The organism is Thermus tengchongensis (genome assembly GCF_021462405.1).
Taxonomy (GTDB): Bacteria; Deinococcota; Deinococci; order Deinococcales; family Thermaceae; genus Thermus; species Thermus tengchongensis.
Genome location: NZ_JAKEDU010000011.1, coordinates 17,400 through 34,250 on the forward strand (window position 1 = coordinate 17,400; position 16,851 = coordinate 34,250).

22 protein-coding genes are annotated in these 16,851 nt (G+C 67.7%); 7 read left to right on the forward strand and 15 right to left on the reverse strand.

What is annotated here, in order from left to right; genetic code table 11:
* Nucleotides 1–11: 11 nt before the first annotated feature.
* Both L1087_RS11115 and L1087_RS11120 read right to left on the reverse strand, forming a co-directional pair.
* The gene (locus L1087_RS11115; protein WP_234558960.1) at nt 12–512 is read right to left on the reverse strand and encodes a metal-binding protein; all 501 of its coding nucleotides are present in this window, start codon (nt 510–512) and stop codon (nt 12–14) included.
* Between the two features lie 36 nt (nt 513–548).
* Nucleotides 549–1,262 carry a type 1 glutamine amidotransferase family protein gene (locus L1087_RS11120; protein WP_234558961.1) on the reverse strand — a complete coding sequence of 238 codons (714 nt, stop codon included), beginning with the start codon at nt 1,260–1,262 and terminating at the stop codon, nt 549–551.
* A 73-nt stretch (nt 1,263–1,335) separates the two neighbouring features.
* Here L1087_RS11120 and L1087_RS11125 point away from each other — a divergent pair, with 73 nt between their 5' ends.
* On the forward strand, nt 1,336–1,905 hold the full coding sequence (locus L1087_RS11125; protein WP_234558962.1) for a TetR/AcrR family transcriptional regulator: 570 nt from the start codon (nt 1,336–1,338) through the stop codon (nt 1,903–1,905).
* Complete coding sequence (locus tag L1087_RS11130) at nt 1,902–2,396, forward strand: CarD family transcriptional regulator (RefSeq protein WP_135260656.1); 495 nt, start codon at nt 1,902–1,904, stop codon at nt 2,394–2,396. The genes L1087_RS11125 and L1087_RS11130 overlap by 4 nt, the downstream gene beginning before the upstream one ends.
* A gap of 82 nt (nt 2,397–2,478) precedes the next feature.
* On the opposite strand, the gene L1087_RS11135 is transcribed toward L1087_RS11130, so the two are convergent.
* Genes L1087_RS11135 through ispD form a run of 3 tightly spaced genes read right to left on the reverse strand, consistent with a single transcriptional unit; the run spans nt 2,479 to nt 4,491 of the window.
* The gene (locus L1087_RS11135) at nt 2,479–3,048 is read right to left on the reverse strand and encodes a hypothetical protein (protein WP_206201743.1); all 570 of its coding nucleotides are present in this window, start codon (nt 3,046–3,048) and stop codon (nt 2,479–2,481) included.
* Nucleotides 3,035–3,853, reverse strand: coding sequence for a 4-(cytidine 5'-diphospho)-2-C-methyl-D-erythritol kinase (gene ispE / locus L1087_RS11140; protein WP_234558963.1), 819 nt, complete (start codon nt 3,851–3,853; stop codon nt 3,035–3,037). The genes L1087_RS11135 and ispE overlap by 14 nt, the downstream gene beginning before the upstream one ends.
* On the reverse strand, nt 3,841–4,491 hold the full coding sequence (gene ispD / locus L1087_RS11145) for a 2-C-methyl-D-erythritol 4-phosphate cytidylyltransferase (protein ID WP_167764564.1): 651 nt from the start codon (nt 4,489–4,491) through the stop codon (nt 3,841–3,843). Before ispD ends, ispE begins: the two co-directional genes overlap by 13 nt.
* Nucleotides 4,492–4,497: 6 nt before the next feature.
* On the opposite strand from ispD, the gene L1087_RS11150 reads away from it, so the two are divergent.
* A complete protein-coding gene (locus tag L1087_RS11150) occupies nt 4,498–5,283 on the forward strand; it encodes an undecaprenyl-diphosphate phosphatase (RefSeq protein WP_038040412.1) in 786 nt (261 codons plus the stop codon).
* On the opposite strand, the gene L1087_RS11155 is transcribed toward L1087_RS11150, so the two are convergent.
* A complete protein-coding gene (locus L1087_RS11155; protein ID WP_234558965.1) occupies nt 5,275–6,336 on the reverse strand; it encodes an alanine--glyoxylate aminotransferase family protein in 1,062 nt (353 codons plus the stop codon). The genes L1087_RS11150 and L1087_RS11155 overlap by 9 nt on opposite strands.
* A gap of 150 nt (nt 6,337–6,486) precedes the next feature.
* Between L1087_RS11155 and L1087_RS11160 the strand changes: the two genes are divergently transcribed.
* The 3 genes from L1087_RS11160 (at nt 6,487) to L1087_RS11170 (ending at nt 8,433) form a co-directional block, all read left to right on the forward strand.
* Nucleotides 6,487–7,536, forward strand: a complete 1,050-nt coding sequence (locus tag L1087_RS11160) for a DnaJ C-terminal domain-containing protein (RefSeq protein ID WP_234558966.1) — start codon at nt 6,487–6,489, stop codon at nt 7,534–7,536.
* Nucleotides 7,537–7,650: 114 nt separating this feature from the next.
* Nucleotides 7,651–7,872: a cold-shock protein gene (locus L1087_RS11165; protein WP_014516375.1), complete on the forward strand. Its 222-nt coding sequence runs from the start codon at nt 7,651–7,653 to the stop codon at nt 7,870–7,872.
* A gap of 87 nt (nt 7,873–7,959) precedes the next feature.
* A complete protein-coding gene (locus L1087_RS11170; RefSeq protein ID WP_135260663.1) occupies nt 7,960–8,433 on the forward strand; it encodes a GNAT family N-acetyltransferase in 474 nt (157 codons plus the stop codon).
* Between the two features lie 64 nt (nt 8,434–8,497).
* On the opposite strand, the gene L1087_RS11175 is transcribed toward L1087_RS11170, so the two are convergent.
* The 4 genes from L1087_RS11175 to L1087_RS11190 all read right to left on the reverse strand — a co-directional run bounded on the left by L1087_RS11175 (nt 8,498) and on the right by L1087_RS11190 (nt 11,368).
* The gene (locus tag L1087_RS11175) at nt 8,498–8,737 is read right to left on the reverse strand and encodes a ferredoxin (protein ID WP_015716251.1); all 240 of its coding nucleotides are present in this window, start codon (nt 8,735–8,737) and stop codon (nt 8,498–8,500) included.
* 101 nt (nt 8,738–8,838) lie between these two features.
* A complete protein-coding gene (locus L1087_RS11180; protein WP_234558967.1) occupies nt 8,839–9,969 on the reverse strand; it encodes an RNA-guided endonuclease InsQ/TnpB family protein in 1,131 nt (376 codons plus the stop codon).
* 162 nt (nt 9,970–10,131) lie between these two features.
* Entirely contained in the window at nt 10,132–10,671 is a 540-nt protein-coding gene (locus L1087_RS11185) for a CBS domain-containing protein (RefSeq protein ID WP_234558968.1), read from the reverse strand.
* 4 nt (nt 10,672–10,675) lie between these two features.
* Nucleotides 10,676–11,368 (reverse strand): NTP transferase domain-containing protein, encoded by a 693-nt coding sequence (locus tag L1087_RS11190; protein WP_234558969.1) that lies wholly within the window; start codon nt 11,366–11,368, stop codon nt 10,676–10,678.
* 22 nt (nt 11,369–11,390) lie between these two features.
* Between L1087_RS11190 and L1087_RS11195 the strand changes: the two genes are divergently transcribed.
* The gene (locus L1087_RS11195; RefSeq protein ID WP_135260666.1) at nt 11,391–12,032 is read left to right on the forward strand and encodes a DUF1648 domain-containing protein; all 642 of its coding nucleotides are present in this window, start codon (nt 11,391–11,393) and stop codon (nt 12,030–12,032) included.
* 31 nt (nt 12,033–12,063) lie between these two features.
* On the opposite strand, the gene L1087_RS11200 is transcribed toward L1087_RS11195, so the two are convergent.
* The 5 genes from L1087_RS11200 to L1087_RS11220 all read right to left on the reverse strand — a co-directional run bounded on the left by L1087_RS11200 (nt 12,064) and on the right by L1087_RS11220 (nt 16,833).
* Nucleotides 12,064–13,680, reverse strand: a complete 1,617-nt coding sequence (locus L1087_RS11200; protein ID WP_234558970.1) for a PEGA domain-containing protein — start codon at nt 13,678–13,680, stop codon at nt 12,064–12,066.
* Between the two features lie 68 nt (nt 13,681–13,748).
* On the reverse strand, nt 13,749–14,699 hold the full coding sequence (locus L1087_RS11205) for an acetyl-CoA carboxylase carboxyltransferase subunit alpha (RefSeq protein ID WP_038040425.1): 951 nt from the start codon (nt 14,697–14,699) through the stop codon (nt 13,749–13,751).
* A complete protein-coding gene (accD, locus tag L1087_RS11210; RefSeq protein WP_038040428.1) occupies nt 14,683–15,540 on the reverse strand; it encodes an acetyl-CoA carboxylase, carboxyltransferase subunit beta in 858 nt (285 codons plus the stop codon). Before accD ends, L1087_RS11205 begins: the two co-directional genes overlap by 17 nt.
* Nucleotides 15,541–15,542: 2 nt before the next feature.
* Nucleotides 15,543–15,908 carry a bactofilin family protein gene (locus L1087_RS11215; RefSeq protein WP_015716245.1) on the reverse strand — a complete coding sequence of 122 codons (366 nt, stop codon included), beginning with the start codon at nt 15,906–15,908 and terminating at the stop codon, nt 15,543–15,545.
* A 10-nt stretch (nt 15,909–15,918) separates the two neighbouring features.
* Nucleotides 15,919–16,833, reverse strand: coding sequence for a peptidoglycan DD-metalloendopeptidase family protein (locus L1087_RS11220; protein WP_234558971.1), 915 nt, complete (start codon nt 16,831–16,833; stop codon nt 15,919–15,921).
* Nucleotides 16,834–16,851: the final 18 nt, after the last annotated feature.

Below are 16,851 nucleotides of genomic sequence, written 5' to 3' on the forward strand. Positions count from 1 at the left end.
TGTAAACCACCTCACCTTGGCCGCCGCAGGCGCTTAAGGTCGTGGTCAGGCCAGATGCCATCCGCCACCAGGTGGAGCCACTGGGAAAGGTAGTAGCCCAGGAGGGCCGAGCCCCAGACCTCGGGGGGCCAGGGGGGGAGGCGGAGGGTAAAGGGCATCCCCAAGTGGGCCGCCACCCCCTGGGCCAGGAGGAAAAGCCCTCCGAGGAGGGCCGCCAGGTAGCCCAACCGGGTCAGGGGCCCCAGGACCCAGGTGTGGGAAAGCCCCCGGTGGCGGAAAAGCCAGCCATAAGGGCGCCAGAAAAGGCCCAAAAGGCCCCAGCGGCGCTGGGACCGCGTGCCCTTCTCCGCCAGGTCCAGATCAGGGGAAAGGAGGAAGGTACCCGCCAGATAAGCCAGGGTGAAGGCCAAGCCCTGGGGGTCCTCCGGCGAGCCCCCGTAGGCCAGGTAGACCACCGCCCCCCCGCCCAGGACCGCCAGGTTGATGGCCTCGTGCACCCGCCCCGAGGGCATAGGGCCATGTTACCGGAGAAGGAGATCCCGCCCTCCTCAAAGGGCGGGCAGGGAGAAGCGCTCCCCCGCCGAGAGGACGTCCACCTTGAGCCCCTTCACCCCCCGGCCCGTGTACTCCGCCCCCCCGGCGTCCACCAGGGTCACCCCTCCCATCCAGACCTCCCCCAGGCCCTTTAGGAGGCGAAGAGCGGTGTTCTCCAGAAGGCCTAAGCCCACCAGGTCGGGGTTGTCGGCCACCAGGCGGGAAAGGGCCAGGAACCGCCCCCGTTCCTCCACCCGGGGGAGGAGGACCAAGCCCCGAAGCAGGGCCAGGCCCAAGGCGGCCTTAACCTCCCCCTCCAGGGAGTAAAAGGCCGCCTCGCCCAGGAGGCCCGCCGCCTCCCCCAAGGCCACCACCCCACCCCCCTGGCGGTGGACCTCCAAAAGGGCCTGGAGAAGGAGGCTTCCCCGGATGAGATCCAAAAACTCTGGCAGCCCCTCAGCGGCCAGAAGCACCAGGGGGCTCGCCGCCACCCTTTGGGCTATCTCTGGGTCGAAGGCCTCCTCCCGCCGCCTGAGGTAGAGAACCCTCCCCCGCCTCAGGCCCAGGCTCCGGTAAGCGAGCCGCCAGGCCTCCGCCAGGTCCCGCAAGGGATAGGGCACGAGAAAAAGGGCCTCCCCCCGGGCTTCCTCCAAGAGCCTGGCCTCCACCGAGCGCAAGGCCCCCCGAAGGGGATCAGCGGTCAGCAAGGCGAAAAAGCCCTGACGCATACCTGACCTCCTATACCTTTAGGGTAATCCCCTCCTCATGAAAGCAAAAGGGTGGTGTGGTAGACTTAAGGGCGTGGCCGCGATGGTATCCCCCCCGGGGGCGCTCTCCAAGGATAAAAAGAGGGCCATCCTCGAGGCCACCTTGGAAATACTCCGGGAGATGGGGCTTTCCGGGCTGAAAATGGAGGAGGTGGCCCGGCGGGCGGAGGTGGGCAAGGGTACCATCTACCTCTACTTCCGAGACAAGAAGGACCTCTTGAAAAGCCTGGTGGAGGAACGCACCTGGGCCTTTTACCGGGAGGTGGAAGAGGTGGTGCGCCAAAAGGCGCCCTTTTTTGTGCGCCTCGAGGGCCTCCTGAAGAAGCGCCTGGCCTGGATCGCCGAGTGGCGGGGCCTTTGGGCGGCGGTAGCCCGGGAGGCCATGGAGGACCCCACCCCCTGGCTCAAGGGGCTCCACCAGCACTACCTGGACCTCTTGGAGGAGCTGGTGCGAAGCGGCCAGGAAGAAGGGGCCGTGCGCCCCGAGCTTGCCCCCAGGGCCACCGCCCACGTGATCGCGGCCTTGGGGTGCACCCCCCAGCTGGAGGTGGAGGCATATTTGGAGCACCTCATGGAGGTGCTCCGGAAAGGAGTCGCGCCGTGAAAGAGTTCCGTCCCGGCGACAAGGTGGTCTTGCCCCCTTACGGGGTCGGCGTGGTGGCGGGCATAGCCCAGAGGAGCGTGAGCGGCATCAACCGGGCCTACTACCAGGTGGACTTTCCCGGTTCCCGCTCCAAGGCCTACGTACCCGTGGAGGCTCCCCAGAGCGTGGGCATGCGCAAGGCCTTGGCCCCAGAAGAGGTGCCGGTCATCCTTGACCTCCTAAAGAACGGGCGCATGCCCCTGCCCAAGCAGTGGGCCGCCCGGCACCGCAAGACCAGCGAGATCCTGGCGGACGGGAACCCCTACCGCATCGCCCAGATGGCGGGGCAACTCAGGGCCTGGGAGCTGGAACGGGGCCTGCCGGACCTGGACCGCCAGGCCCTCAGGCGGGCCATCTACCTCTTGGCGGAGGAGGTTTCCCAGACCCTGGAGATCACCGTGCAGGAAGCCAAACGCCTCTTCGAGGAGGCTTGGGGCGAAGAGCTGAACTGAAAACCCTTGGGCCAACCAGGGCCCCGGGTTTCCGGGGCCCTATTTCGCCTCGCCTTGGCTTCCTCAGCCGCCAAAAACCAGCTTAAAGCAACAGGCTCCAGGTTTTCTTCTCCATCTCCAGGATACGGGCCAGGTAGCGCTCCACCACCCCAGGATCCAGCCCCCCCACCTGGCCCTGGGCCATCACCTCCAGGTCAAAGAGCACCGCCTGGAACTCGGGGGCGGACCAGTGCTCGGTAAGCTCCCGCCAGGGACCATCCCCCTCCACGTGGGCGTTCCAGGCCTCCAGGAAAAGGCGGTTCAGGAAGTAAAAGAAGACCAGGCGGTAAGGATAGGAAAACCCCTCCATCTCCTGGAGCAGGGCGATGTACTCCTGCCGCACCGGGTGAACCGGCTCCTTGGGGTCCGCCCCTTGGGAGAGAAGCCAGTCCAGCTCCTCCACCGTGGCCATGAGGGCCTGGACCAAAGGAGCCCGGTGGGGATGAGGAGCTTCCTTAAGAAGCCCCACCTGAAAGCGGTACAGGGCTTCCACGAAGGGGAAATCCTGCTTAAGCCAGAAGCTGAACCGCTTCTCGTCCCAGCGGAGGGGCAAGGCCTTGATCTCCTCCAAGGCATCCGGGCAACAACCAAAAAGCGCCCTAAATAGCTCCATACCCTCCCCCCAGAGTTCCGTGCCGGGCATAACCGGCGTGCTTAAGGGCCTCCACCACCTTCTTGGCCTGGGCCTCATCCTCTGCCAGGCCGAAGAAGGCGCTCCCCGAGCCAGACATCAAAACGCCCCTCAAACCCAAGGCCTTAAGCCGGGCCTTCACCTCCTTCAGCTCCGGATGAAGCCGGAAGGCGGGGCCCTCGAGGCTATTCCAGTAGGGGGGCTCCTCCCCCTTTTCCAGGGCCTTAAGGATCTCCTCCACGGGAAGCTCGGGCCCGAAGTCGTGGGGCTTGACCTCCGCATACACCTTGGGGGTGGGGAGGCGCAACCCCGAGGAGAAGACCACCACGGGCAAAGAGGAAAGGGAAAGGGGCCTAAGCCGCTCCCCCACCCCCCGGGCCTCTGCCACCCCTCCCTGGAGGAAGAAGGGCACGTCGGCCCCCAGGGAAAGGGCCAGGGGGAAAAGTTCCACCTCCGCCGGGTAGAGCTCCCTCAGGCCCAGAAGCACCTGGGCGGCATCCGAACTCCCCCCGCCCAGGCCCGCCCCCTCGGGCAGGGCCTTTTCCAGAACGATGCGCACCCCCCCAGGCCACCCCGCCGCCTCCAGGTAGGCCGCCGCCGCCCGGTAGGCCAGGTTCCTCCGACCGTACCGCCCCCGGAACTCGATCCCCTCGGGGATAGGCTCCAGGAAAAGCCGGTCCCCGAAGGACAGGCTGGCGAAGAGGGTGTGGAGCTCGTGGTAGCCATCCCGCCTCCTCCCCAAGAGGGAAAGGCCCAGGTTCACCTTGGCCACCGCTAGGCGTTCCATACCCTTGCCAAGGCCTCCGCCAGGGGAAGGTCCTCCGGGTAGGTGATCTTGAAGGCGGCCCTCTCCCCCTCCACCAGGGCCACGGGGTAGCCCAGGGCCCGCACCAGCTGGGCGTCGTCGGTGACGGAAAGCCCCCGCTTCCTGGCGTAGGCGTGGGCCTCCCGGAGGAGGGCGGTGAAGAAGCCCTGGGGGGTCTGGACCAGGCGCAGGGCCTCCCGGGGCACCACCTCCCCATACCCTTCCCCTTCCGGACGGATGAGGGTGTCGGGGAGGGGCAAGACCGGCACCGCCGCCCCCGTGGCCCGGGCGGCCTCGAGGACCCGCCCCACCAGCCTCTGGCTCACGAAGGGCCGGGCCACGTCGTGGACCAGGACCAGGGGGAGGCTCGCCGCTTCCAGGAGGCGAGAAACCGACTCCTGCCGGGTTCTGCCCCCCTCCATAAAGGTGGCCCGAAGCCCCTTGGGAACGGGAGCCCCAGGGGGCAGGGCCACCAGGACCTCCGCCGCCCCCTTGAAGGCCTCCAGGGCCCACTCCAGGAGGGTCTTCCCCCCCACCCGCAGGAAGGCCTTGGGCCCCAGGCCCAACCTTTCCCCGTTCCCGGCGGCGGGGATGAGGACGGAAACCTCCACGCCCCTCATGGTAGCATGGGCCGCGTGAGCGCTTGGGAAGCCCTACTCTTGGGTGTTGTGGAGGGTCTCACGGAGTTTTTGCCCGTCTCCTCCACCGGCCACCTGACCCTCCTCTTCCACCTCCTGGACCTGCCCATCCAGGAGGACGACTTCCTCAAGACCTTCCTCATCGCCATCCAGCTGGGGGCCATCCTGGCCATCCTCCTCCTTTACGGCCGCCGCTTCGCCGTGGACCGGGCCCTTTGGCTCAGGATCGGCTTGGCCTTCCTGCCCACCGCGGCCATGGGCTTCCTCCTCTACCCCCTCATCAAGGGGAGGATCCTGGGGGATGACGGCATCGTGGTCTTCTTCCTGTTCTCCGTGGGCCTGGTCCTCCTCCTGGCGGACCGCCTGGCGGACCGGGCCCGCCATGGGGACGTGCTAGAGCTCCCCCTGGTCCGGGTAGCCCTGATCGGGGTTTTCCAGGGTCTTGCCGCCCTTTTCCCGGGCACCAGCCGGAGCGGGGCCACCATCCTGGGGGGGCTCCTCCTTGGGCTAAAGCGCAAGGCGGCGGCGGAGTTCAGCTTCCTTTTAGCCCTTCCCACCATGCTGGCCGCCGCGGGCTACGACCTCCTGAAAAGCGCTCCCACGGTGCCCAACGGGGGCTGGACCCTTCTTGGGATAGGCTTCCTCGCCGCCCTAGTCACCGCCCTCCTCACCGTGCGCTGGATGCTTTCCTTTGTGGAGCGCCACGGCTTTAGGCCCTTTGCCTACTACCGCATGGCCCTGGCCTTGGTCTACGCCTACTTCTTCCTACGCTAGGGCCAGCACCCGGTCCAGGGCCTCGAGGAAGACCTGGTAGTAGGCCTTCCTGGCCCCCTCCCCCATGAGGCCGAGCCGCAGGACCTGCCCCCGGGTGGGGCCGATGCCCCCGGCCACCGCCACCCCCTGGGCGTAGAGGGCCTTCACCAGGCGGTCCGCCTCCACCCCCTCGGGGGGACGCACCACCAGCACCGTGGGCAAGGGGCTGGCCTTGGGGTAAAGGCTAAAGCCCCGGGCCCTAAGCTCCTCCAGCAACCAGGCATACACCTCCCTGGCCCGCCTCTCCCGGGCCTCCACTCCCTCCTCCAGGACCACCTCCAAGGCCTCCTGCAGGGCGTAGTGCAGGAGGACGGGGGTGGTGTGGTGGTAGCCGCCCCGCTCCCAGTGCTCCGCCACCCGCTCTAGGTCCAGGTACCAGCCCCTTTTGCCGGTGAAGGCCTTGCGGGCCTCGAGGCTCACGGCGATGGGGGCCAAGCCCGGGGGAGCGGAGAGGCACTTCTGGCTTCCCGTGAAGGCGTAGTCCACCCCCATCTCCCGCATGGAGAAGGGAAGCATCCCCAGGGTGGTGACGGCATCCAGGAAGAAAAGGGCCCCGGCCTCCTTGGCCAGGGCCCCGATCTCCCGGGCCGGGTTCAGCACCCCGGTGGAGGTCTCCCCGTGGACCAGGGCCACCATGCGGTAGCGCTTGGCCCTGAGGGCCTTGGCCACGGCCTCCGGGTCCACCGGCTCCCCCGGGGGAAACTCCAGCACCGTGGGCATGAGGCCGTGCAGAGCCGCCATCTCCGCCACCCTTTGGGAGAAGGCCCCGTTCACCAGCACCAGGACCGGGCCCCGGTCCAGGCCCGCCAGCCCCGCCTCCATGCCCAGGCTGCCCGATCCGGCCAGGGCCGCCACCAAAGCCCCCTCGCCAGGGTCAAAGAGGGCTCGGAGGCGCTCCTGGATGGCCTGGTTCACCTTCAGCACCTCGGGGTCCAAATGGCCCCGCATGGGGCGCAGGAGGGCCTTCTGCACGCGTTCGGGGATGGGGGTGGGACCGGGAGTCAAAAGGAGCATCCTGACTTACCTCCTCTAAAAGGAGAGGCCCCCGCGGCCAAGCCGGGGGGGCCCTTCCCGAAGGAAGGGGCCCCCTACCGGATAGCTCGCAGGAGCCTCATTGAGGCCCACTTTAGCCCAAGGCCCCTTTCCTTGTAAAGTGCTACCTGGATGAAGGACTACTACGCCATCCTGGGGGTGGGCCGGGAGGCCACCCAGGAGGAGATCAAGAAGGCCTACCGGAGGCTCGCCCTCCAGTACCACCCCGACCGCAACCCCGGGGACAAGGAGGCGGAGGAGCGCTTCAAGGAGATCAACGAGGCCTACGCCGTCCTCTCCGACCCCGAGAAGCGGGCCCAGTACGACCGGGGGCTTCTGGGGCAGCCAGAGTTCCGCACCGAGGACCTCTTTGACCTCTTCGCCCAGGTCTTCGGCTTCCGCACGGGGCGCACCGCCCCCAGGGGGGAGGACCTCGAGGCCCAGGTGGAGGTGGACCTGGAAGACCTCCTCAAGGGGAAGGAGGTGGAGGTGGCCTACGCCCGCCTCGTCCCCTGCGAGGCCTGCGGCGGCCAGGGGGGCAAGCGGGTCGCCTGCCCCACCTGCGGGGGGCGGGGGATGGTGGAAACCTACCGCCATGGCCTCTTCGGGGCCTTCGTCACCCGCTCCACCTGCCCCCACTGCAAGGGGCAGGGCCACCTCCTGGCGGAAACCTGCCCCGTCTGCCGGGGCCGGGGCCGGGTGGCGCGGGAGGAACGGGCCCGGGTACGCATCCCCCCAGGCATGGACGAGAACCACCTCCTGCGGGTACCGGGCTACGGAAATTTGGGACCCGGTGGGCCCGGGGACCTGTACGTGCGCCTCAAGGTCCGCCCCCATCCCCACCTGGAGCGGGAAGGGGCGGATCTGGTCTACCGGCTCAAGCTGGGCCTGGCCCAGGCGGCCTTGGGCGCCCGAGTGGAAATCCCTGGGCTCTCGGGCCCCATCCCCTTGGAGGTCCCCCCGGGGACGGGACACGGGGAGGTCTTTGAGCTTCCCGGAGAAGGCCTTCCCTACCCGGGGGAGGCCAGGCGGGGAGCCCTTCGGGTGGTGGTGGAGCTTTCCGTGCCCAAGCACCTCAGCCCCAAGGCCAAGGAACTCCTCAGGGCCTACGCCAAGGAGGTGGGGGAGGAGGTGGCCCCCGAAGGCTTCTTTGAGAGGCTACGGGGGTTCTTCCGCAAGTAGGTCTTTCGTGGTATAGTAAGGCATTCCGGGTCGCTATAGGGTGGCCCCTTGGGTCTAAAGCAACCCCTAAGGCCCCGGATGCGAGCCCTTGGGGCTCGGAAGAGAAGGAGCGGTATGCAGAAGGGTCGGGTCAAGTGGTTCAACGCGGAGAAGGGCTACGGCTTCATTGAGCGCGAGGGCGACACGGATGTGTTCGTCCACTTCAGCGCCATCAACGCCAAGGGGTTCCGCACCCTGAACGAGGGCGACATCGTCACCTTTGACGTGGAGCCGGGCAAGAACGGCAAGGGCCCCCAGGCGGTGAACGTCACCGTGGTGGAGCCGGCCCGCAGGTAAAGGGCAACCCGGACCGCCGTGGGTTTCCCCCACGGCGGTTTCCTTTTGGGGTAGCTATCACCCCTTTCTCAGACCCCAGCCGGTAGCATGGGAGGGATGCGGACCCTTAACCTCAGCTTACGTCCGGTGCTCCCAGAGGACGCTTCCCTCCTGCACCAGCTCTTCCTGCGAAGCCCTGGGTATTTCGCCCTGATCGGCATGGAACCCCCGGCCCTCGAGGACGTGGCCCGGGACCTGGCCACCCTGGAGAAGGACGAGCGCCGCCGGGCCTTCCTCCTCTTCCTGGAGGAGGAGGCGGTGGGCTACCTGGACTACAAGCTCCACTACCCCGAGCCTGAGGACGCCACCCTAAGCCTCCTCCTTATTCGGGAAGACCGCCAAGGGCAGGGCCTAGGACGAAGGGCCCTGGAGCACCTTCTCCACCATCTGACGGGGGCCGAGCGGCTTTATGCGGTGGTCTACGGCAACAACGCGCGGGCCAAGGCCTTCTTCCAAGCCCAGGGTTTCCGTCACGTGAAGGACGGGGGCCCCACCTTAAGCTGGTACGTGCGGGAGTTATAAAAAACCCCGCCAAGGTTCCTACCCTGGCGAGGGTCTCAGGCCCATTGGGCCGGGCGTTTACCCCTTAGCCCAAACCGGCCAGCTTGCGGTTTTTCTCAATGTAGGACTTCCACTGCTCGGGGACATCCTCCTCGGGGAAGATGGCGTTCACCGGGCAGGCGGGCACGCAGGCCCCACAGTCGATGCACTCCTCGGGGTGGATGTAGAACTGATCCCCCCCATCGTAGATGCACTCCACGGGGCAGACCTCCACGCAGGACTGGTCCTTTACGCCGATGCAGGGTTCACAAATCACGTGCGGCATCCTTCACCTCCCGAGCTACCGCTCCCCCCTATTTTAGGGGAGAAAGCCCTTTGTCAACCGCGTGACGACTCCCCGCTCTTCAGAGCGGGGCTTCTCGGTTCTCATGGAACGGCCCTCGCCGTATCCATCCCCGAAGGCTCCGCCCGAGCCCTGGCCAGGATGTTCTGTGCGGCGGCCACGTCCCGATACAGGGGAGTCCCACAGGCGGAACAGGTATACTCCCTGACCCACAGGGGCCTCTTCTCCCGGTGGCCGCACACCGGGCAGTCCTGGCTCGTATACTTGGGGTCTACCCCCACCACCCGCCTACCAGCCTCTTCCGCTTTGTAGGCGAGGATAGAGAGAAACTGTGCCCAGCCCGCATCCAGCACCCCCTTGGCGGTGTGGCTTCGGGCCAGGCCGAGAACATTCAGATCCTCGTGAACAATGACGCCATATCGGTTGACCAGCCCCCTGGCCACCTTGTGGTGGAAGTCCTTGCGCTGGTTGGCGATCTTGCGGTGAAGCTTGGCCAGTTCCCTCTTCACCCTCTTCCAGCGGGAACTGCCTTTCTTTTTCCTGGAGAGCTCCCTTTGCTTCCGGGCAAGCTTCACCTGGGCCTTCTGGTAGTGCCTGGGTGCCTCCACCATCTCGCCCTCGGAGGTCACCAGGAAGTGGGGGTTGGTGCCCAGGTCTATCCCCACAGCCCGGTCGTTGGGGGGAAGGGGTTTGGGGTCCACCTCGCAGACAAAGACGATGTACCAATGTTCCCCTTCCCGCTTGACCGTGGCGGTCTTGAGCTTGCCTTCCAGCAGGCGGTGGAGTTTCACCTTCACCGAGCCGATGCCGTGAATGAACACCCGCTTCCCGCCCTCCTGCACCTTGACCCCAGTACTCCCGGCCTGGGGGAAGGTAAAGCTGTCGTAGCGATTCCTCCCCTTGAAGCGGGGATAGCCCGGCTTCTGTCCCTGTTTTACCCGCCGGAAGAACCCCTGGAAGGCCCTGTCTACCCGCTGGATCACCTCCTGGAGAACCTGGGAGTGGATGCCTTTGTACTCCGGCAGGTCCCTGCGGATCACGGGAAGATGGCGCTTCTGCTCGTAGAAGCCCACCGCCTTGCCCGCCTTGCGGTAGGCATCCCTGCGTTCCTGCAGGGCGGCGTTGTAGAGCTGGCGGCAAAGCTCCAGGGTGCGCTCCAGGTCGCGGGCCTGGGGTTTGGTGGGGTAGAGGCGGTACTTGAAAGCCTTACGCATTCTCGGCGCCATCCCCGTAAGCTGTGCGTTCTTCAGGCACGTGTATATGCTAGCGCATCCGCAGCCCGCTATGCTATGTCCGCCTCCGGCGGACGTGGGGGAGTCCATGTATCCCCGGTTTGAAAACCGGGGGATTATAGCCCCCCCACGCCCCTCTTTTCTCTAGGCCCCCAGGTGCCGGAAGAAGGCCTCCCGGGAAATGGCCCCCACCACCTCCTCCCCCTTGACCACCAGGACCAAGGGTTGCCGCAGGAAGAGGGGGGAAAGCTCGCTTACCGCCACTTCCGCCTCCACGCTGGGCACCTCCTCCAGGGGCAGGATGTGGTCAGCGAGGCCCAAAAGGCCCACCGGGCGCCCATCCTGCACCAAGAGGGCCACCCCCCGGCCCTCGTAGGCCTCGAGGGCCTCCACCTGGGGCAGGGGCTTGGCCAGGCGGCGGGCCGGGGTGGGCCAGAAAAGGCCAGCGGTGAGCAGGGTGGTGCAGGGCACCCGCACCGCCCGCTTGGCCACGTAGAGGGCGAAGGTGAAGAAGAGGAGGAAGCCCAGCCCCTCGAGAAGCCCGAAAAAGTTGAAGCTTCCCCACCCCAGGCGGCCGCTGCCCCCCAGGAGGGCGTGCAGGAGGTAGGAGAAGAGAAGGCCCAGCACCAAGGCGGCCAGGTAGGCGAAAAGCCCAGCCAGGCGGAGCTCCTTCACCGTGCGCATGGGCTTAGCTTACCAGTTCCTCTTCCCGGTCCACGTCCACCCCCACCTCGGGATAGGGGGTGATGAGGGCCCGGGCCTCCACCCCCAGGATCCTCTGCGCCCGCGCCTCCAGCTCGGGGAGGGAAAGCCGCCCCATGAGGAGCTTAAGGAGGATGTCCAGGCCGATGAGCCGGGCCAGGGCCAGGGGCTTTTTCCGCAGGGCCACCACCTTTTGCGCCAGGGGCAGGGCCTGGTAGAAAAGCCCCTTGTCCAGAAGCACCAGGTTCCCGCCGGTGAAAACCCCCTCCCGCAGGCGGGCGTAGGTGCGCCGGGTGTGGGGAAAGCGGGCCTCCACCCTTTCCTTGGGCACGATGGGGTAGACGAGGGCGGCCTGTGGGGCGTTTTCCAGCACAAAGCGCACCGCCTCCGGGGTGAGGTGGGGGAGGTCGGCGGTGGCCACCAGGACCCGGCCTTCCACGTGGGCCAAGGCGGCCTCCAGGTTCCCCAGCAGGCTTCCCGTGTCGGGGAGGGTGAGGCGGGGCGGGGGGGAAAGCCCGGGGTTCTCCCCCACGTAGATGGCGGAAAGCCCCGCCTCCTCGAGGGCAGAGAGCACCCACGCCGCCAAAGGCCTTCCTCGGTAGGGCACCAGGGCCTTGCTCCGCACCCCGTACTTCCCCGCCCAAGCCTCCTCGCCGCCTCCTAGGACGATGGCCTCCACCCCCCCATGCTACCGTGAGGACATGGGAAAGTGGCTTGCCCCTTTGGGCCTCTTCCTCACCTGGGCCCTTACCCTCTGGGCCTATTTCCAGCTCCCCGAGAGGATCCCCGCCCACTGGAACGCCCAAGGGGAGGTAACCCGGTACGGGAGCCGCCTCGAGGTCTTCCTCCTCCCCCTCGTGCTCACCCTCCTCCTCTACCCCCTCCTGGCCCTGGCCCCCCGGCTGGACCCCAAGCTCCGGAGCCAGGCTCCCCCGGTCTGGCCCTGGCTTCTGGCAGCGGTGGTCTGGACCTTCGCCCTTATCCAAGGAGCCTTCCTCTACGCCGCCTGGAGCCACGCCCAGGGCCGCCCCTTCCCCGGGGAGCGGGCCATCCTGGGGGCGGTGGGCCTGGTCTTCCTGGTCCTGGGCCTCCTCCTTCCCCGCCTGCCCCCCAACCACCTGGCCGGGGTGCGCACCCCCTGGACCCTGGAAAGCCCAAAGGTGTGGCGGGAGGTCCACCGCCGGGCAGGGTGGATCTTCGCCCTCCTGGGCCTTTTGGCCTGGGGGGCCGCCCTTCTAGGGGGAGGCTGGCTTTGGGTGTGGTTGGCCGCCCTGCTGGCCGTGGGGGTGCACCTGGTCCTCTTCTCCTACCTGGCCTGGCGGAAAGGGGCCCAGGGGGAATGACCCCCCAGGGCCCCTACCCTGCCCCCTGGCCCTATAGGGGCCTGAGGGTAAGCCGCAGCACCTGATTGCCCGTAACGCGGATCTCCTGCACCAGGGTGCGGTAGCCGGGGGCCACCAGGGTGAGCTCGTGGTCGCCGAAGGGGGCCTCGAGGCGCAGGTAGCCTCCCCGGGCCAGGCCCACCTCCTCCCCGTTCAGGAAGACCCGGGCCTCGGCGTTCAGGTAAAGCTCCAGCACCGCCCGCACCGGCACCAGCTCCACGAAAAGCCGGAGGGTCTCGGCGGGGCGCACCTCCACCTGGGCCCGGTACTCCGCGTACCCGGGGGCCAGGACCCGCACCTCGTGCAGGCCCGCCTCGAGGGTCACCCTTAGGGGAGCGCGGCCCGCCAGGCGCCCATCCACGTAGACCTCGGCCCCTTCGGGCCTGGCCTCCAGGAAGAGCTCCCCGGTGCGGATGGGCCTAAGGCTGGCGGAAAGCCTGGTCTCCCGCCCCCGCTCCACCCGCACCGTGGCCTGGTAGGGCTCGTAGCCCGGGGCGCGGAGCTCCACCCGGTACGTCCCCTCATCCAGGACCAGGCGCAAGGGGGTGCGGCCCCGGAAGGCGCCGTTCACGTAGGCCTCAGCCCCCGTGGGGCTGGACTCCAGAAGAAGGGTGCCGGTGCGAGGGATGGGGTTCAGGCGCACGTCCAGCCTCGTGGTCTCCCCCCGGCGCACCTGCACCGTGGCCCGGTAGGTTTCGTAGCCGGAAAGCCTAAGCTCCACCGCATACCGCCCCTCGGGCAGGCTTAAGGAAAGGGGCGTACGGCCCCTGAGGGCCCCCTCCACGTACACCTCGGCCCCAGAAGGGCTGGAGGTAACGGCCAGGGTCCCTTGCCTGCGCTCCGGCACCAGCTGGGCGAAGACCTGCACCCGTTCCCCGGGCCTGGGGTTCACCGTGACCCGGTAGGGCTGGTAGCCGGAAAGCCTAAGCTCCACCTCGTGCCGCCCAGGGTTCACCGACAGGCTAACCGGGGTGCGCCCGGAAAGCCGCCCATCCAGGTAGACCTCCGCCCCCTGGGGCCTCGAGTCCACCGCCAGGGTGGCCGTGGCGGGGGTGGAGGGTGGAGCTGTCACCCGGCCCACGAAGTAGCGGGCCACGTCCGTGACCCAGTCCCTAGGGGGCAGGGGCTCAATCACGATGGAAAGGGCCCGGGCCAAACCCTCCGCCCCCTGGACCCGGACCCGGCTTCCCTCCACGTCCAGGATCTCCCCCAGGGAAAGGGGGCGCCGGCTCGCCACCGCCAGGATGCGGTCCTCACCCTCGGGACCGGTCACGGTGTAGCGGTAGCGGGCCCCTTCCGGGGGGAAGCGCCGGGTTTCCCCAGCCCGGAGGAAGTTCTCCCGCTCAAAGGCGTTGGGGAGGATGGGGTCGATACGTCCATCGGCGTTGATGTTGAAGAGGTAGACGTAGGCATCCCGGTTCACGTTCACGTAGATGTAGATGGGCTCCCCCACCTGGTACACCGCATTCCCCCGCTTCGCTGGGTCCTTGTCCACCCAGACCTTCACCACGAGGTCGGTGGGCACCGGGTTCACGAGGATGCCCTGGGGACTGATCTGCTGCGCCAGGGCCACACCCAGGCCCAACGCCGCCAAAAGAAGCTTCCGCATAGGCCTCACCTCCACCCTCAGGCTAAAGCTTCCCTGTGAAAATCCTGAGGGAAAAGGGGCAAGGCCCCTTAAGACTCCGCGTAGGCCCCCAAGGCGCGGAAGCGGCGGTAACGGTCCTGGTAAAGCTCCTCCGGGGAAAGCCCTTTGAGCTCCTCGAGGGTCTTGAGAAGGGCTTCCTTGATGTTCTGGATGGCCCTAAGGGGGTCCTTGTGGGCCCCGCCCTCGGGCTCGGGGATGATGGCGTCCACCACCTTCTGGGCCAGGAGGTCCCTTGCGGTGAGCTTCAAGGCCTCGGCGGCCTTGGGGGCCTCCTTGGCGTCCCGCCAGAGGATGGCGGCGCAGGACTCGGGGCTGATCACCGAGTACCAGGCGTTCTCCAGGATGAGGACCCGGTTGGCCACCCCGATGGCCAGGGCCCCCCCGCTGCCCCCCTCCCCCAGGATGAGGGCGATGGCGGGCACCTTAAGGCGGCTCATCCGCTGGATGCTCTGGGCGATGACCCAGGCCTGGCCCCGCTCCTCCGCGGAAACCCCCGGGTAGGCCCCCGGCGTGTCAATGAAGGAGAGGAAAGGATAACCGAACCGGTCCGCCAGGTCCATGAGGCGCATGGCCTTGCGGTAGCCCTCGGGATGGGGCATGCCGAAGTTGCGGTAGAGGTTTTCCTTGGTGTCCCGCCCCTTCTGGTGGCCCACCACCACCACCTTCTGGCCCTCCAAATAGGCGAGCCCCCCCACGATGGCGGGATCGTCGGCGAAGGCCCGGTCCCCGTGGAGCTCTAAAAAGTCCTGGAAGGCCTTCTCCAGGACGTCTAAGGTGGTGGGCCGTCCAGGGGCACGGGCCAGTTGTACCCTCTGCCAGGCGGTGAGGTTGCCGTAGATCTCCTGCTTGAGCCGGGCCAGGCGCTCTTCCAGGAGGCGGATCTCCGCCTCGAGGTCCACCCCCGTGGACCGGGCGGTCTCCTTGAGCTCGGCAATGCGTTTTTCCAGCTCCAGGATGGGCTTTTCAAACTCCAACGGCATAGGGAACTCCAGGGTGCAGATGACGAAGGGCCCGGACCAGCTCGCCCTTGAGCTTCCTGCGGTCGGTAACCCGGTCCACCATGCCGTGCTTCAGCAAAAACTCCGCGCGCTGGAAGCCCTCGGGAAGCTCCTGGCGGATGGTCTGGCGGATGACCCGGGGCCCGGCGAAGCCGATGAGGGCCCCCGGCTCGGCGAAGATCACGTCGGCCAGGGCGGCGAAGCTGGCGGTAACCCCCCCAGTGGTGGGGTCGGTGAGGATGGAAACGTAGGGAAGGCGCTTTGCCCAAAGGCGGTCCAGGCTCATCACCGTCTTGGCCATCTGCATGAGGGAAAGGGCCGCCTCCTGCATCCTGGCCCCGCCCGAGGCCGCCACGATCACCAAGGCCCTTCCCTCCGCCGCCGCCCGCTCCGCCCCCCGGGCGATCTCCTCCCCCACCACGCTCCCCATGGAACCCCCGGCGAAGGCGTAGTCCATGACCAGCAGGACCGCCGGCACCCCGCCGATGGTGCAGGTGCCCCCCAGGATGGCGTCCTGGCGGCCGGTCTCCTCCTGGTAGGCCTTGAGCCTTTCCGCATAGGGCTTGGTGTCCACGAAGCCCAAGGGGTCCAGGGGTTTAAGCCCCGTGGTCTCTTGGAAGGTGCCGGCATCGGCCAGCATCTCCACCCTTTCGGAAGCAGGCATGCGGTGGTGGTGGCCGCACCTGGGGCAGACGTAGAGGTTTTCCCGGAACTCCTTTTTATAAAGCTGGACCCCGCAGGCCTCGCACTTGGTCCAGAGCTCGGGGACGTCCCGGTTTACCCCACTGGGCCTTTTTCTTCGGAAAAGCCGCTCCAGGGCCACGCCTATGCCTCCTTGGGAGCCTCGAGGGCCTTGGTCTCCCCCGCCAGGCTCTGGCCGATGAAGACCGCCCCTGCCTCCACGTCCAGGGCCTGGGCCCGCACGGTGCCGGTGAAGCGGGCCGTCTTGGAGAGGCTCACCTTCTGGGCCACCAGGTCCGCCTTCACCTCCCCGTGGATCTGGACGCTCCCTGCCTCCACCCTTTCCCCTTCCACCCGGCCCGTGCGGCCCACCTCCAGCTCCCCTTCCACGTAAACCGAGCCCTTCACCAGGCCATCGATGCGCACCTGGCCCTTGGCCCTCAGGTCCCCCAGGACCTCGGTGTCGGGCCCCAGGTAGGTGAGGGTCCCCGCCTGCCTTCTCCCCAGCATCCGCCCCATTTTAACGGGAGGCCCAAAGGGGGTCTAGGTAGGGCCTCGGGTCCACAGGGGCACCGTAGCGGTAGACGCCATAGTGGAGATGGGGGCCGGTGGAGCGGCCCGTGGAGCCCACGTAGCCCAGGACCTGCCCCCGCTCCACCCTCTGCCCGGGGCGCACCGCCAGGCGGGAGAGGTGGCCGTAGAGGGTCTGGTACCCTTCCGCATGGTCCAGGAGGACCGCCAGGCCGTAGGCCCCCATCCACCCCGTGCGGGCCACCACCCCGCTCCCCGTGGCGTAGACGGGGGCCCCGTAGGGCGCGGCGAAGTCCAGGCCGTCGTGGAACTCGTACCCCGGGCCGAAGGGGTTTTTCCGCATGCCGAAGAAGGAGGTGATCCCCTCATACCCCCTCAGGGGCAGGCCCCGGGGCAGGCTTTGCTCCACCTCCAAGGTCCGCTCCAGGGCGGGGGCCACCTCCTTAAGCTGGCGCTGCAGGTCCAAAACCCCCGCCCGCACCTCCCCCCAGAGGGCCAGGGCCTCCTCCGGGGAGGAAGCCCCTCCCTTCCCGCCCTCCTGGTAGCGCACAGGAAGGACATTTAGGGGGGGAAGCCCCGCCCGGCGGCGGAGCTCTTCGATGGCCTTCTTGAGGGCCTCCAGCTCCTTTTGGGTGCGCCTGGCCTCCTCGGTGAGGGCGCCGTTTTTGGCCCTCTCCGCCTCGAGGGCCAGGGAAAGCCTCCGGGTCTCCTGGGAAAGGGCCTGGAGGCGAGCCTCGAGGGCCCGGGCCTCCCGGCTCCTTTGCCAAAAGTAGAGGTTGGCCCCGGTCCACAGGCCGAGGAGGGCGAGGAGGAGGAGAAGGGCCCACCCCGGCAGGGAAAGGGCGCGGCTCCCCCCGCCGCTTCGGGCCAGGAGGAGGGTATAGCGCATGGGCCGCCGCTTCATCCCGAGCAGTATACCAGG

What these genes read in the sequence shown, in the direction of transcription:
- L1087_RS11150 (WP_038040412.1), top strand. Translation starts at nt 4,498, where the DNA reads ATGGGCCGCGTGAGCGCTTGGGAAGCCCTACTCTTGGGTGTTGTGGAG.
- L1087_RS11115 (WP_234558960.1), bottom strand. Translation starts at nt 512, where the DNA reads ATGCCCTCGGGGCGGGTGCACGAGGCCATCAACCTGGCGGTCCTGGGC.
- L1087_RS11165 (WP_014516375.1), top strand. Translation starts at nt 7,651, where the DNA reads ATGCAGAAGGGTCGGGTCAAGTGGTTCAACGCGGAGAAGGGCTACGGC.
- L1087_RS11185 (WP_234558968.1), bottom strand. Translation starts at nt 10,671, where the DNA reads ATGCGCACGGTGAAGGAGCTCCGCCTGGCTGGGCTTTTCGCCTACCTG.
- L1087_RS11205 (WP_038040425.1), bottom strand. Translation starts at nt 14,699, where the DNA reads ATGCCGTTGGAGTTTGAAAAGCCCATCCTGGAGCTGGAAAAACGCATT.
- ispD (WP_167764564.1), bottom strand. Translation starts at nt 4,491, where the DNA reads ATGAGGGGCGTGGAGGTTTCCGTCCTCATCCCCGCCGCCGGGAACGGG.
- L1087_RS11175 (WP_015716251.1), bottom strand. Translation starts at nt 8,737, where the DNA reads ATGCCGCACGTGATTTGTGAACCCTGCATCGGCGTAAAGGACCAGTCC.
- L1087_RS11180 (WP_234558967.1), bottom strand. Translation starts at nt 9,969, where the DNA reads ATGCGTAAGGCTTTCAAGTACCGCCTCTACCCCACCAAACCCCAGGCC.
- L1087_RS11195 (WP_135260666.1), top strand. Translation starts at nt 11,391, where the DNA reads ATGGGAAAGTGGCTTGCCCCTTTGGGCCTCTTCCTCACCTGGGCCCTT.
- ispE (WP_234558963.1), bottom strand. Translation starts at nt 3,853, where the DNA reads ATGGAACGCCTAGCGGTGGCCAAGGTGAACCTGGGCCTTTCCCTCTTG.
- L1087_RS11220 (WP_234558971.1), bottom strand. Translation starts at nt 16,833, where the DNA reads ATGAAGCGGCGGCCCATGCGCTATACCCTCCTCCTGGCCCGAAGCGGC.
- L1087_RS11155 (WP_234558965.1), bottom strand. Translation starts at nt 6,336, where the DNA reads ATGCTCCTTTTGACTCCCGGTCCCACCCCCATCCCCGAACGCGTGCAG.
- L1087_RS11135 (WP_206201743.1), bottom strand. Translation starts at nt 3,048, where the DNA reads ATGGAGCTATTTAGGGCGCTTTTTGGTTGTTGCCCGGATGCCTTGGAG.
- L1087_RS11120 (WP_234558961.1), bottom strand. Translation starts at nt 1,262, where the DNA reads ATGCGTCAGGGCTTTTTCGCCTTGCTGACCGCTGATCCCCTTCGGGGG.
- L1087_RS11215 (WP_015716245.1), bottom strand. Translation starts at nt 15,908, where the DNA reads ATGCTGGGGAGAAGGCAGGCGGGGACCCTCACCTACCTGGGGCCCGAC.
- L1087_RS11160 (WP_234558966.1), top strand. Translation starts at nt 6,487, where the DNA reads ATGAAGGACTACTACGCCATCCTGGGGGTGGGCCGGGAGGCCACCCAG.
- L1087_RS11170 (WP_135260663.1), top strand. Translation starts at nt 7,960, where the DNA reads ATGGGAGGGATGCGGACCCTTAACCTCAGCTTACGTCCGGTGCTCCCA.
- L1087_RS11200 (WP_234558970.1), bottom strand. Translation starts at nt 13,680, where the DNA reads ATGCGGAAGCTTCTTTTGGCGGCGTTGGGCCTGGGTGTGGCCCTGGCG.